Origin of the sequence: Geobacillus sp. FSL K6-0789 (genome assembly GCF_038593135.1) — a bacterium.
In the GTDB taxonomy this organism is placed as follows: Bacteria; Bacillota; Bacilli; order Bacillales; family Anoxybacillaceae; genus Geobacillus; species Geobacillus stearothermophilus.
Window position 1 is genome coordinate 1,457,119 of record NZ_CP151966.1, and the last position, 12,488, is coordinate 1,469,606.

Sequence of the window (12,488 nt, forward strand, 5' to 3'; positions counted from 1 at the left end):
ATGTCCGAACCGGTAGTAGCCATCGTCGAGCCGTGTTACAACGAAGAAGAGGTGCTCCCAGAGACGATCCGCCGCTTGCAGGCGCTGCGCGGCGAACTTGTTGAGGAAAAAATGATTTCGCCCAAAAGTGCGCTCTTGTTCGTGGATGACGGAAGCCATGACGATACATGGAAAATCATTTACAAGGCGAGCTTGTGCCATCCGGAAGTGAAAGGGCTGAAACTGGCGCGCAACGCTGGGCATCAAAACGCGTTGCTGGCCGGTCTGTTTGCGGCAAAAACACACGCCGACTGCTTGATTTCGATCGATGCCGATTTGCAAGATGATTTGTCGGCCATTCGCGAATTTGTGCAAAAGTTTCGCGAAGGGTATGACATCGTTTGCGGCGTGCGCCGGCGTCGCGATACGGATACGTGGTTTAAACGCCATACCGCCCAAGGATTTTATCGGTTAATGAAGATGTTTGGCGTTGATCTCGTGTATAACCATGCCGACTACCGTCTGATGAGCCGGCGCGCGGTCGAGGCGCTCGAACAGTTCGGGGAAGTGAACTTGTTTTTGCGCGGCATCGTTCCGCTTCTAGGTTTTCGCTCGGCGGTCGTCTATTACGACCGGAAAGAACGGCTGGCCGGAAAAACAAAATACCCGTTAAAAAAAATGATCGCTTTTGCGCTCGACGGGGTCACATCGTTTAGCGTCACCCCGATTCGCTTTATTTCGCTCATCGGCTTTCTCTCGTTTGTCGTCAGCCTCATCTTCGGCGCCTATTTTCTCTTTTTAAAGTGGGCTGGACATACCGAGACGGGATGGACGTCGCTCATTACCTCGATTTGGCTGCTAGGGGGGATGCAGCTCATCGCCCTTGGGCTGATCGGGGAATACGTTGGAAAAATTTATAAGGAAACGAAACGGCGGCCGCGCTACATCGTCGATTTGGATTTATGGAACTGGCCACTGCCGCAGCGGCTGTCGCCATCGGCTTCGTCCGAGGAGGCGGAAGCGGAGAAGCGGCTGCGGCCATAAGGAAACGGCAGGCGTGCACAAGCGCGCCGTTTTTCTTTGTCTTGCAATTCTAAAAAAGAAAGAGTAGACTGATGGATGGGAATGATATGGCGGATTGGCGGGGGATGCAGAGAAGGCGGTCTTTCGCCAGCTGGCAAAGGGTGTTTGTCGAGAAAGGGGAGGGTAAGTGATGGCCGATTGGCGTGAATGGGCGGAACTGCGCGAGCGGGTGAGAGAGGCCAATCCGCTCGTCCACAATATGACGAATGTCGTCGTGACGAATTTTACGGCGAACGGATTGCTGGCGCTTGGCGCTTCGCCGGTGATGGCGTATGCGAAAGAGGAAGTGGCAGAGATGGCGAAGCTTGCCGGCGCGCTCGTATTGAACATCGGGACGCTGAACGCTGAGGAAGTAGAGGCGATGTTGATCGCCGGCCGGGCGGCGAACGAAGCCGGTGTGCCGGTGGTGTTCGACCCGGTCGGAGCCGGGGCCACGCGCTATCGAACGGAGACAGCGCGCCGCATCGCCGAACAGGTGAAGCTTGCAGCGGTCCGCGGCAATGCGGCGGAAATCGCCAATATGATCGGCGAGACGTGGGCGATTAAAGGCGTCGACGCCGGGGAAGGAAGCGGCGATGCCGCGGCTTTGGCGAAGCGGGCGGCGGCCAAGCTTGGCACCGTTGTGATCATCACCGGAAAGGACGATGTCGTCACGGACGGAAACACGACGTATTTGGTTCACAACGGCCACCCGCTGTTGACGAAAGTGACCGGGACGGGCTGTTTGTTGACGTCGGTGATTGGGGCGTTTGCCGCTGTTGAGCGTGATATGGTGAAGGCAGCGGTGGCGGCGCTCGCCTATTATGGCGTCGCGGCGGAGCGGGCGGCTGCAGAAGCTGGGGAGCGCAGTCCGGGCCGTTTTCAGTCGTTGTTTCTAGACGCGTTGGCGCACACAAGCGCCGATGATGTGAAGCGTGACGGACAGGTCGAACAACGGTAAAAGGAGAGGGGCGCCACATGGTATTCAAAGCGTTGACGATTGCTGGTTCGGACAGCGGCGGCGGCGCCGGCATTCAAGCGGATCTCAAAACGTTTCAAGAGCTTGGTGTGTTTGGCATGTCAGCGATCACAGCGGTGACGGCGCAAAATACGCTCGGCGTGCAAGGCGTCTTTCCGCTGTCGGCGGAGGCGGTCGCCGCCCAGATCGAATCGGTGGCCGCTGATTTAGGCGCCGATGCGGTGAAAACCGGCATGCTTTTTAGCGCCGATATCATCCGCACCGTGGCTGAACAGGTGAAAAAACACGGCTGGGAGCGGCTTGTCGTCGATCCGGTGATGATCGCGAAAGGCGGCGCCCCGTTGCTGCAAGAAGAGGCGGTGGCGGCGCTGAAAGAAGAACTGTTGCCGCTGGCGCTTGTCATTACGCCGAACATTCCGGAAGCGGAAGCGCTGACCGGCACGGCCATCCGCACGATGGATGACCGCCGCGAAGCGGCGCGCCGTCTGCACCGGATGGGCGCCCGCTACGTCGTGATTAAAGGCGGCCATGATGACGACGGCGAGGAAACGGTCGATTTGCTGTATAATGGAGACGGATTTTCGTATTTTAAAAGCAAGCGGATCGACACGCGCCATACGCACGGGACCGGTTGTACGTTCGCTGCGGCGATTGCGGCTGAACTGGCGAAAGGGCGCCACCCCGCTGATGCTGTGGCAACGGCGAAGGCGTTTGTACAATCGGCGATTGCCCATCCGCTCGGCATCGGCCAAGGCCACGGGCCGACGAACCATTGGGCGTATCGGCAATATGGGGAGTGAGACGGGTGACGCGCATCACAAGCGAAGAAATGAAAGAGCGGTTGGCGGTGTACTTTATTATGGGAACCCCAAACAGTGAGAAGCCGGCGGAGCAGGTGCTCGAGGAAGCGCTTGACGGCGGCGTGACGCTGTTTCAATTTCGCGAAAAAGGACCGGGCGCTTTCAAAGGGGAAGACAAAGCGGCGCTCGCCCAGAGATTGCAGCGTCTTTGCCGCACTTATGGCGTGCCGTTTATCGTCAACGATGACGTCGAGCTGGCTATGGCCATCGATGCCGACGGTGTCCACGTCGGCCAAGATGATGAAGACGCGCGGCGCGTGCGGGAGAAAATCGGTGATAAAATTTTAGGCGTTTCCGCCCACAACGTCGAAGAAGCGATGGCGGCTATGGCGGCAGGGGCTGATTACATCGGCGTCGGCCCAATTTATCCAACCCGCTCAAAGGATGATGCGAACGAAGCGCAAGGCCCCGATATTCTTCGCCGCCTCCGCGAAGCGGGGATTACGATTCCGATTGTCGCCATCGGCGGCATTACGGCTGACAATGCAAGAGAGGTGATGGAGGCCGGAGCGGACGGGGTGTCGGTCATCAGCGCCATCGCGTCATCTCCGTCGCCTAAAGCCGCCGCTTCTCGTTTATTGGAGGCGGTGCGGGCTGCCCGTGTGAAACGGTGACCATCAAACAGACAAGACAAAAGGGTGTCCTGTTCGCAGGACACCCTTTTTGCGTCTTATGAAGCCGTCTGCCGCCACCTCGGCCACCGCCATTCAAGCAGCGGCCGCACGAGCCGGACGACCGGCCGGCTGCCGAGAACGAGCATAACGGCGACTGACAGCGCGAGCAGAAGCGGATAGCCGTGCACATCCATAATAAAATCCGTAAACGGCGTTTCGTGCAAATATTTTAAAATAAACCCGTGCAAGATATAGATGTAAAACGTGCGCGCCCCAAGCACGGAAAACGAGAAGCGCCGGCTCGGGATGAGCGACAGAAAGCCAAACATCATGAGCAGGCTCGCCCCATAAATGGCAAGGCGGCCCGCCGCGCCGGCCGGCTCCGACACGCCGAGCGTATCGTATGACTTTGAGCCGTACAACCAGTCTTGTGGCAAGTCTGGAAACCCGAAATGAATAAGCACAAACATGCCAGTCAGCACAAACAGCGAAGCGACGCGCACCGGTGCGGCAAACAGGCGCTCGATCGCCGGCTTTGGCGTGAAAAACCCGAGCAAAAAGAACGGGAAAAACGTGAGCGTTCTTGACAAGCTCAGCCATTTTTCCGCTTCCATCATCCCGCCGGCCAAGCCGAGAAGAAGCGCCATCGGCAGCGCGATCCGCTTCGGCAGCCGGCCGAACCATAACAGCAGCACGTTCCAGCTGAACAGGCTGAGCAAAAACCATAGGCTCCAATGCGGGGTCAACAAGTCAAGTTCCAACGACTGTTTGTCGTACAGGAAGAAGTAGTAGACCGAGTACAGCAGCTGGAACAGAACGTACGGAATGAGCAGCTTTTTCGTAATTTTTTGCAAGTAGCCGTGTTCATAGAACTTTTTGGCGAAATAGCCGGAAATGAAAATGAACGCCGGCATATGGAAAAAAATCCACGTATACAAGCTGTGCACCCATAAGACGCCGTCAATGTACGGGCGCAGAAAATGGCCAAACACGACAAGGAGCATCAACGCACACTTCGCGTTGTCAAAATAATAGTCCCGCTCCTTCACAGTGTTTCCTCCTTTTCTAACACATCAATTCGAATCATACTTCTTTTTTTTGGGGGAGTCAACCGCAGAAACATGCCGCTGCCGGAAAGCGGCTGTCCATGCAACAGTTTGACAAAGAAAGGTGATGATTGGGTGAAAAACGACCGCCGCGAAACGGACGATATGACGCAGTTATTGCAAATCATCAACGCCAAAGGGGACGAAGGGGAATTGAACGCCATCGTCTGCAACGATGAATTGTTTTGGAAAAGCTTGCGGGCGCAGGCGGAAGACAGTGCAAAAGGAGGCGAATAAGAAATGGAGTTGCTGCGGGCGAAACGGATCGCCGAGGCCGGAGAGATCGTCCCGGTGACGTATGAAGGAAAACGGGTGATCATTCAGCACGTCGATGAAGGGCGGGAATGGCGCGCATTTATTTTGCTGATGAGCCGGAACGCGAGCAAGACGTACCGGTGCGCCTGCTTGAAGAGCTGTAGGCGCCGGGCAAGTTGTCGTTGTTTTGTCAAGGGAAAGCCGATGACACTCCTTGTTCGAATATGATATAATAGCGAAAGAAATGACGCTTGAACATTGGAGTGAGCAATATGAACATCGGGTTTGGAGAAATTGCGCTCATCGTCTTTTTCGCATTGCTCATTTTCGGGCCGAAAAAGTTGCCGGAGTTAGGGCAAGCGGCTGGAAAAACGCTGCGTGAATTCAAAAACGCGACAAAGGGCATCATTGACGACGACGAGGCGACAAAAGCGCAAAAATAAGAGGTTGGGCGAGAGCCTAGCCTCTTATTTTTTGCTTTGTCGGCCATTGTTCTCTCGCCGCAAAAAAAAAGACAAGCTCTGCTGACAAGCGCCATATACATATACGGAGGTGCGTTCGTTCGTTGCAATCAGCCGGTGGCGGAGGGGAGTCATGATGATCAAAAAAATGGCGGCGGTGATCGTCGGCAGCCTGTTGATTGGCGTTGGCATCAACGTCTTTTTAGTTCCTCACCATTTGCTTGATGGGGGAATGATCGGGCTCGGATTGATCGCCAAATATGTCTGGAACGTGCAAGCCGGATTGATGATGATCGTCTTAAGCGTTCCGCTTTACGTGGCGGCTTGGTTTTACTACCGCCCGTTTTTTTACAACAGTTTGCACGGTCTTTTGTTTTCCTCTTGGATGATTGACGTATTGTCGGTGTTGCGCGGCGTGGTGGCGCTCGATCCATTGTGGAGTGCCATGATCGGCGGAATCTTGGTTGGTGCAGGCATCGGGTTGATGCTGCGTGAGGAGACAAGCACGGGCGGCACCGACTTGCTCGCCCAGTTTATCGCGCGGCTGACGAACTGGAACGTTGGGATCGTTATTTTTGTGATTGATGCGTGCATCATTTCAGCTGGAAGCTTGATCATCGACTCCGTGCCCTTTGTTCATTCGCTTGTCGTCGTCACGGTTGTCGGGGCGGTGACAACGATATTGACGCACGAAAAAACGATGGGGGTGTAATCCAGTCCCCACCGTTTTTTCATGGCCATTCCCCGCCTGTCCGCTGTCATGATCAAGACGGAAAGGGAGGCGGTTATGGAACTTGAGCGTTCGAGCCTGCAACGCTTCGTTGAGATGGCGTCATTCCGTTGCAACGGGCGGCATGCAGGCTGTTCCAGATGGAAGGCGGGCGCTTGTTCACGGTTTCGCCAGCTCGAGGGCACGATAGACGTTGATAAGTCCGTAGCCATAATACGGATCTTTTCCTCTCTCGCCTAAGTCATCAGCGCTTTCTAAAATAATGCTGCGCACTTCATCATTCGAAAGCTGCGGGTTGACGGAACGAATCAAGGCGGCGAGCGCCGCGACGTGGGGAGCGGCCATGGATGTGCCGGAAAGAGCGGCGTACTGATGGCCGGCAAATGTGCTGGCAATGTTCGTCCCGGGCGCCACCACATCGATGTACTCGCCATAATTGGAATACAAAGCGTAGGATAGATCCGGGTCGACGGCCCCGACGCTGATCACTTCCGGATACGCGGCCGGAAAGCTCGGCTGTGATGTGCTGTCATTGCCGGAGGCGGCGACAAGGACGACATCATGGGCGTCGGCGTAGCGGATCGCCTCTTCAAGCACCGAGGATGGTTGGTAGTTGCCAAGGCTTAAATTGATGACCTTTGCCCCGTGGTCGACCGCCCAGCGGATGCCTTTCGCCACGTCGATGCTCGTTCCATAGCCGTCCGCATTTAATGCTTTGACGGCCATGATCGGGTTGAACCATGTTATGCCGGCGACTCCTTCGTCGTTGTTCGGCTGTGAGGCGATAATGCCAGCGACATGGGTGCCATGGCCATTTTCGTCATTCGGAGAGCGGTCGTCGGCCAATACGTTGTATCCGGGACCAAGGCGGCGGATTAAATCGGGATGGGTCAAATCGACCCCGCTGTCAATGATGGCGACAGGCACGGTTTGTTTGCCGCGCGACAACGTCCAGCCGGCTTCGGTATGAATGGCCGGCAAATTCCATTGGTAGCGGGCGTAAAACGAATCGTTCGGGATCAGCGCCGGCTTGTTCCACTCATTTTGCATGTAAATGTAGTGCGGTTCGCAATAATCAACCATCGGAAGGGATCGGAAATAGCGGCGCATCTCTTCGTACGTTTGCCCGCGCGAACGGAATACAAACACGTGGTCGACCTGCTTGATGAGCTGGCCGGCGATGGCTGCCTCCATTTGTTGAAGACGGCTTTCCGATGGCAATGCCCGAAAGCGGACGACGATCTCATTGGCGAAATAATGGCTTCGGTCACCGCGGCGATTATGGAGGATTTCCCGAATGCGCGGGTGCTTGTTCAACTGCTGTTTCAGCTGTTCGCCTGCGCTTAAGCTGTCTAAGGCGACAACGGTTGGATGGGTGGGTGCGACCTCGGCGTCAAACGGCTTCAGCCGTGGTGGAGCCGGGGCGTTTTCTTCTAGAGCCGGCCGCCCCAAGGCGGCTGCGGCAACGAGTAGAGCAACAACCGCGCTGGTCGCGGCCCATATTCGGTATCGGCGTTTCACGCTGTTCACCTCCTTGTTGTTAGGATGGGCGAATGGAGGGCAAATCATGAAAAATGGGATTCCCCTTGCAGCAGGCGAATCCCATTTGTGCGTTCAGCGGCCGGCTGATTGCAACACTTGCTGCGCCGTTTGCATATCGACGCGCAGCTGCTCTTGGACGTTGGTCGGATGATAGTATCCTTTGTTGATCATGTATTGGCTAATTTGCTCGTGAAACGCAATCGCGTCATTTAACTTCCCTCCGAAAGAAGTCTCCTACTTCTAAACGTGAAGGTGCGCCAGCACCAGTGAAAGTGGGAGATGAATGTCGGTTGGCGTTAGCCAACGAATAGGATAGAATATGGCTAGAACGGACACCTTCGGAACGAAGGGAAGCGTAAAGGGTTCTTGTGTGTGGCTTACCGTTCGGCGAACACGCACAAGTCGCTTGAAGCCCCCACCTCCAAGCGAAGCGTAGGTGGTGGGTAGTTCACATGTTGCTTCAGCGTATTGCGCACTTCCGGGGTTGTTGCTTCGGCAATGGCCATTGCGCACGCTTTGATCGCGCTTTTCGCCCCAATGAGATAGTCGGCGGCGATCATTTGATCATTGAATACGCCGGTCGGCGTCATCGTTGCCTGCATCGTTGTCCCTCCTCCGTTCGTTACGATAATAAGTTTTGCAAGTCGCGGATGTGCTGCTCTGTTTTTTGCATGTCTTGTTGAATGAGCGATTTCAGCTGCGGGTCGCTCGCCATTAGACTATTTGTTGTCGCACACGTCGTGCTGATCGCTTTTGGGGATGTTTTCCTTGCAATGACGTTCCTCGGATTGTCCACACTAACGGACAAGGAGGGACAATCGATGAACGAAACGTGTTTCTATTGCCAATGCGAGTGCGACGACAACGTGCATTACGTCTCGTTCCATGCGAACGATGAAGAACGCGAGGAAGCGCTTTGTCCGGAATGTTACCAAGAATGGCTGCAGGGCATGAAAGGCTAAAAAAACCGCACCGGTTCGGTTACGGTGCGGTTTTTTCCGCGAGCGGAGGGGTGGTGACGACATCGGACAAGTCGCTCTCTTCGTCATAAGAACGATACACGGCTGCTTTGGTCCGCGGAGCGTGAAGCGACAACGATAAAATGCGCTCGTTCCCGTTGTGGGCGACTTTTGTTTCCATCCTCAGCGCCGCATCCGCCAGTGTCAGCGAGTAAAAGCGGTACGTCAAACCGAGCCAAGTGCGCTCGGACCGGACGGTGTCCGGATGATGGCGGATCAGCTCCGCCAGCTCGGCAAACGAATGGTTTTCCCGCTGAAGCCATTCGCGAATGGCGGCTGCCGTCTGTTCCAGCAAATGTTTCCATGACGGTGTCATCGACATCATCCTTTTTTACATCCAGCATGCCCATTTTCGCCCTTTGTTATGCGGGCAGGCGGATGGAAAACGTCGTCATGTCTTCATCGGATGAACAGCGGATATCTCCGCCATGGTCTTCAATCACTTTTTTGCAAATGTACAACCCGATGCCGGTTCCGAGTTTTTTCGTCGTAAAAAACGGCTCGAAAATCGTTTCCACAATGTCGGCCGGAATGGACGGACCGTTGTTGGCGATTTCGATGATGATGCTTCCGTCTTGGCAACGGGCGGCGATGTTGATCCGCCGCGGTTTTTCCCTCTCTTTCAACGCTTCGATCGAGTTGAGCAAAATATTTACCAGCACATGGCGCAGCTGATCTTTATAGGCAAATATATGTATGGATTCATCGATCGCCACCGAAAGGTCGACATCGCTGTCGACGATCGAGGCGTATAAAAACTCGATAATTTCCTCCAACAGCTGGCAAAGCGAAAACGTTTCCTTTTCGCTTTCAACAATTTCTTTGCGTGAGGCATGCAAAAATTGCGAAATGCGAAATTTCAGCTGCTGCAACTCATGGTCGATAATGTCTAAATAAGGAAGATGCGGATGCTCAAACTTCAATAATTGAATAAAACCAATAATAGCCGTAAGCGGATTGCGAAACTCATGGATAAAACTCGATGACATTTGTCCGAGCAGCGTCAGCCGGTCTTGATGCGATCTGGCAATGAGCGCATTTTTCTCATGCAGCTCCTTTTCTTTTAACTCATTGTATTTGGTGACCGCATGAAACAAAAACTGGTCAAACAACTCGTTCATATGGTCAATGAGCGGGGCGAGCTCATCGACGGACAGCGGTGCGGCCAACGCATGGTTGATGATCAGGCGCCGTCCCAAGTTTACGTTGTAAACAAGGGCGCCGATGCCGGTGTTCATCTCCTCCCGTTCTTTGGCGATTTTGTTCGCCAGCCGTTCAACCATCTCGCCGGGCCACGACTGCAGCAGCGCCTCTTTGACCAAGGTGAACACCGCCAAGCCGTTTTGTTCGACACAGTCGATATATTTGTCATCGTCGGCAATTTTCATGTGCTGCAGCCAATAGGCGAGGAAGTCCGGCAAATGGGTTTCCAAATGGGTGACAAGCTGCTGTGCGGCAGATGTCAACAAAGCCACCTCGCTTTCTGTCGTTTATTTTTATTATAATTGAGAACATCGAACTAGAACAGAGGGAAAATGGCTGCATATCCGAGAAAACTAGTTTCCTTCCGCGAAAAAGGCGGGTGGTTTGAACAAAAACGGAAAAATCATTTATAATGAATGGGACGAACAAATATTTTGCAAAAGGTTGGGGACGATCGTGAAATTGTATGACTCGATTTTAGATTTGATCGGTGGTACGCCGATCGTGAAGCTCAACCGTCTCCCGGATCGGGAGGGAGCGGACGTATATATAAAACTCGAATCGTTCAACCCAGGCGGCAGCGTCAAAGATCGGCCGGCTTGGGAAATGATCCGCCGGGCAGAGGCGGAAGGGAAAATTACGCCTGGAAAAAGCACGATCATCGAACCGACGTCCGGCAACACCGGCATCGGGTTGGCCATGGTGTGCGCCGCCCGCGGGTATCGCTGCATCATCACGATGCCCGACAATGCGACGGTGGAGCGGGTGAAAATTTTAAAGGCGTACGGAGCCGAAGTTTATTTGACGCCGGCGGAGAAGCGGATGCAAGGGGCAATTGATGAAGCGAACCGGCTGGCTGGCGAAATCCCTGACAGCTTCATTCCGATGCAGTTTGAAAATTCGGCCAATCCGGATGCGCATCGCCATACAACGGCGGTGGAAATTTACGAGGCGTTTGATGGGCGGCTCGATGCGTTCGTGCTCACCGCCGGCACCGGCGGGACGGTGACGGGAACAGGGGAGGAACTGAAAAAGCGCATTCCAAATTTGCGCATTTACGTCGTTGAACCGTACGGTTCGCCGGTGTTGTCGGGCGGGAAGCCGGGGCCGCACAAAATTCCCGGCACGGGTCCGGGGTTTATCCCGAAAATTTTAAACCGCTCGATTTACGATGACATTTTTTTGATCAAAGATGAGGATGCCCAGCAAATGGCGCGCCAACTGGCGGCCAAGGAAGGCATTTTGGTCGGCGCCTCAGCGGCGGCGAGCGCTTATTACGCCATCAAAGTGGCAAAACAGCTCCCGAAAGGCGCACGCGTCCTTTGCATGGCGCCCGATTCCGGCGAGCGGTATTTGTCATCCGATTTATTCGCCGATTAAGCGGACGTCGATCGACGAAAAAAGCGAGGATTTCTTGCCTTTCATTGGGAAGTGAAGCATTCCTCTCTGCAAAACAAAGAGGAATGCTTTTGTTTGATCGTTTGCCGGTGTGGAGAACAAAAAAACCGACCGGTCGTTCTTGATGAAGGATGACAATCGGCTTTCTTTCTGGTTCCTTGGCGCATGCGTTGAGCGCCTCAGCGGGGAGTGCGGTGAATCGTTGCTGTTCTTTTGGCAGATCGAACGAGCGCAGCGCTGCGTCATGGTCGGAATGATAAAAACAGTGACGGATTTCATGAACCATTTCGAATCCTCCATCGATGACGGCAGGAACGCTTGGGGAGATGGGCCGGCAATTGCCGGTGATGTTGCTGACAGCGTTCATCGATTTGGCGCCGGGGGGTATGGATCAAATGGGGATTTTGGCGCGGGAAGCGCATGCCGATCTTGCTGTTGTGACAAGTTATCAAATGTTCCGCATTTTTTTTATTTTGCTTGTCGTTCCGCCGGTGCTGAAAAAATGGTTTGCCGCCCGCTGGTTTCGATCGATTGAACGATGGGTCATGCCGTCTGCGTCAATCCAAAAGAAAGGGCTGTGACAAGAAACAAATATATGCTAAACTAGAAAGAAAAAGGAGGGGGGTTGCCATGAACCATTCGACCGTTTATCGTCCGCACAGCCCGGTGGCGAAGTTGGCGGTTTCCTTTTTAGCGGCGCTGGCTGTTGCGACCGCAGGGCTGTATGCCGGGCAATGGGTGCCGGCCGGGATGTACTTGCCGCTCTATGGCTTGGAACTCATTTTGCTTTTGGTGATGATCTTCGCCCGCAGCAAAAAAGCGGTCGGCTATCCGCTCATGTTTGCGTTTATGTTTGTCTCGGGGGCGACGCTCTATCCGCTCATCGGCTATTACTTGTCCGTCATCGGTGCAGCGGCGGTGTTCAAAGCGTTTGCGCTGGCCGTCGTCTCGTTTTCCGGCGTTGCCATTTACGCGGCGAGAACGAAAGAAGATTTTTCGTTCCTCGGCGGGTTTTTGATGCTTGGCGCGTTTGCGCTTCTTGGCTTGCTGATCATCCAATGGTTCATTCCATTTTCCAGCGTCGGGCAAATGGGCATCGCTGCTTTGGGGATTTTGATTTTCCTTGGCTTTACGATTTACGACATCAACCGTTTGGCCCGCTACGGCTTTACGGAAGCGGATATCCCGATGATTGTCGTCAATATTTACCTTGATTTCATCAATTTGTTTGTCTACATTTTGCGTTTTTTCGCCAGCGATGAGGATTGAGTGCCAAAAAG

At 54.3% G+C, this 12,488-nt stretch carries 18 protein-coding genes and 2 pseudogenes; 12 read left to right on the top strand and 8 right to left on the bottom strand.

Annotation, left to right across the window (positions count from 1 at the left end; genetic code table 11):
* The 4 genes from NSQ51_RS07475 to thiE all read left to right on the top strand — a co-directional run bounded on the left by NSQ51_RS07475 (nt 1) and on the right by thiE (nt 3,494).
* Complete coding sequence (locus NSQ51_RS07475) at nt 1-1,023, top strand: glycosyltransferase family 2 protein (RefSeq protein WP_049625982.1); 1,023 nt, start codon at nt 1-3, stop codon at nt 1,021-1,023.
* Nucleotides 1,024-1,192: 169 nt separating this feature from the next.
* A complete protein-coding gene (gene thiM, locus NSQ51_RS07480) occupies nt 1,193-2,002 on the top strand; it encodes a hydroxyethylthiazole kinase (RefSeq protein WP_033015373.1) in 810 nt (269 codons plus the stop codon).
* 17 nt (nt 2,003-2,019) lie between these two features.
* Nucleotides 2,020-2,820, top strand: a complete 801-nt coding sequence (thiD, locus tag NSQ51_RS07485) for a bifunctional hydroxymethylpyrimidine kinase/phosphomethylpyrimidine kinase (protein WP_033009277.1) — start codon at nt 2,020-2,022, stop codon at nt 2,818-2,820.
* A 5-nt stretch (nt 2,821-2,825) separates the two neighbouring features.
* The gene (gene thiE, locus NSQ51_RS07490) at nt 2,826-3,494 is read left to right on the top strand and encodes a thiamine phosphate synthase (RefSeq protein ID WP_049625119.1); all 669 of its coding nucleotides are present in this window, start codon (nt 2,826-2,828) and stop codon (nt 3,492-3,494) included.
* 56 nt (nt 3,495-3,550) lie between these two features.
* On the opposite strand, the gene NSQ51_RS07495 is transcribed toward thiE, so the two are convergent.
* Nucleotides 3,551-4,543: an acyltransferase family protein gene (locus NSQ51_RS07495; RefSeq protein ID WP_049625981.1), complete on the bottom strand. Its 993-nt coding sequence runs from the start codon at nt 4,541-4,543 to the stop codon at nt 3,551-3,553.
* 72 nt (nt 4,544-4,615) lie between these two features.
* Here NSQ51_RS07495 and NSQ51_RS07500 point away from each other — a divergent pair, with 72 nt between their 5' ends.
* The 4 genes and pseudogenes from NSQ51_RS07500 to NSQ51_RS07515 all read left to right on the top strand — a co-directional run bounded on the left by NSQ51_RS07500 (nt 4,616) and on the right by NSQ51_RS07515 (nt 6,028).
* Nucleotides 4,616-4,837 (top strand): hypothetical protein, encoded by a 222-nt coding sequence (locus NSQ51_RS07500; protein WP_033015364.1) that lies wholly within the window; start codon nt 4,616-4,618, stop codon nt 4,835-4,837.
* Nucleotides 4,838-4,840: 3 nt separating this feature from the next.
* Nucleotides 4,841-5,019 (top strand): annotated as a pseudogene (locus NSQ51_RS07505) (H-type small acid-soluble spore protein).
* 108 nt (nt 5,020-5,127) lie between these two features.
* Nucleotides 5,128-5,298 carry a twin-arginine translocase TatA/TatE family subunit gene (locus tag NSQ51_RS07510; protein ID WP_020959661.1) on the top strand — a complete coding sequence of 57 codons (171 nt, stop codon included), beginning with the start codon at nt 5,128-5,130 and terminating at the stop codon, nt 5,296-5,298.
* A gap of 154 nt (nt 5,299-5,452) precedes the next feature.
* Entirely contained in the window at nt 5,453-6,028 is a 576-nt protein-coding gene (locus NSQ51_RS07515; protein WP_033015362.1) for a YitT family protein, read from the top strand.
* A 177-nt stretch (nt 6,029-6,205) separates the two neighbouring features.
* Here NSQ51_RS07515 and NSQ51_RS07520 read toward each other — a convergent pair whose 3' ends face one another.
* The 4 genes and pseudogenes from NSQ51_RS07520 to NSQ51_RS07535 all read right to left on the bottom strand — a co-directional run bounded on the left by NSQ51_RS07520 (nt 6,206) and on the right by NSQ51_RS07535 (nt 8,396).
* The gene (locus tag NSQ51_RS07520; RefSeq protein WP_049625120.1) at nt 6,206-7,567 is read right to left on the bottom strand and encodes a S8 family peptidase; all 1,362 of its coding nucleotides are present in this window, start codon (nt 7,565-7,567) and stop codon (nt 6,206-6,208) included.
* A 93-nt stretch (nt 7,568-7,660) separates the two neighbouring features.
* Nucleotides 7,661-7,801: pseudogene (locus tag NSQ51_RS07525) on the bottom strand (spore coat protein); the annotation flags it as partial.
* Between the two features lie 164 nt (nt 7,802-7,965).
* Complete coding sequence (locus NSQ51_RS07530; RefSeq protein ID WP_015374703.1) at nt 7,966-8,190, bottom strand: spore coat protein; 225 nt, start codon at nt 8,188-8,190, stop codon at nt 7,966-7,968.
* Nucleotides 8,191-8,210: 20 nt separating this feature from the next.
* Entirely contained in the window at nt 8,211-8,396 is a 186-nt protein-coding gene (locus NSQ51_RS07535) for a hypothetical protein (RefSeq protein WP_061567589.1), read from the bottom strand.
* Between the two features lie 13 nt (nt 8,397-8,409).
* Between NSQ51_RS07535 and NSQ51_RS07540 the strand changes: the two genes are divergently transcribed.
* Nucleotides 8,410-8,550, top strand: a complete 141-nt coding sequence (locus NSQ51_RS07540; RefSeq protein WP_015374705.1) for a hypothetical protein — start codon at nt 8,410-8,412, stop codon at nt 8,548-8,550.
* A 19-nt stretch (nt 8,551-8,569) separates the two neighbouring features.
* Here NSQ51_RS07540 and NSQ51_RS07545 read toward each other — a convergent pair whose 3' ends face one another.
* Nucleotides 8,570-8,923: a hypothetical protein gene (locus NSQ51_RS07545; RefSeq protein WP_033006776.1), complete on the bottom strand. Its 354-nt coding sequence runs from the start codon at nt 8,921-8,923 to the stop codon at nt 8,570-8,572.
* A 46-nt stretch (nt 8,924-8,969) separates the two neighbouring features.
* The gene (locus NSQ51_RS07550; RefSeq protein ID WP_049625980.1) at nt 8,970-10,073 is read right to left on the bottom strand and encodes a histidine kinase N-terminal domain-containing protein; all 1,104 of its coding nucleotides are present in this window, start codon (nt 10,071-10,073) and stop codon (nt 8,970-8,972) included.
* A gap of 193 nt (nt 10,074-10,266) precedes the next feature.
* Here NSQ51_RS07550 and cysK point away from each other — a divergent pair, with 193 nt between their 5' ends.
* Complete coding sequence (gene cysK, locus NSQ51_RS07555; protein WP_033009303.1) at nt 10,267-11,190, top strand: cysteine synthase A; 924 nt, start codon at nt 10,267-10,269, stop codon at nt 11,188-11,190.
* Here cysK and NSQ51_RS07560 read toward each other — a convergent pair.
* Entirely contained in the window at nt 11,176-11,487 is a 312-nt protein-coding gene (locus NSQ51_RS07560; RefSeq protein WP_033015338.1) for a hypothetical protein, read from the bottom strand. The genes cysK and NSQ51_RS07560 overlap by 15 nt on opposite strands.
* A gap of 5 nt (nt 11,488-11,492) precedes the next feature.
* On the opposite strand from NSQ51_RS07560, the gene NSQ51_RS07565 reads away from it, so the two are divergent.
* Nucleotides 11,493-11,789, top strand: a complete 297-nt coding sequence (locus NSQ51_RS07565) for an AbrB family transcriptional regulator (RefSeq protein WP_259463474.1) — start codon at nt 11,493-11,495, stop codon at nt 11,787-11,789.
* Between the two features lie 49 nt (nt 11,790-11,838).
* The gene (locus NSQ51_RS07570; protein ID WP_020755708.1) at nt 11,839-12,477 is read left to right on the top strand and encodes a Bax inhibitor-1/YccA family protein; all 639 of its coding nucleotides are present in this window, start codon (nt 11,839-11,841) and stop codon (nt 12,475-12,477) included.
* The last annotated feature ends 11 nt before the right edge of the window (nt 12,478-12,488 follow it).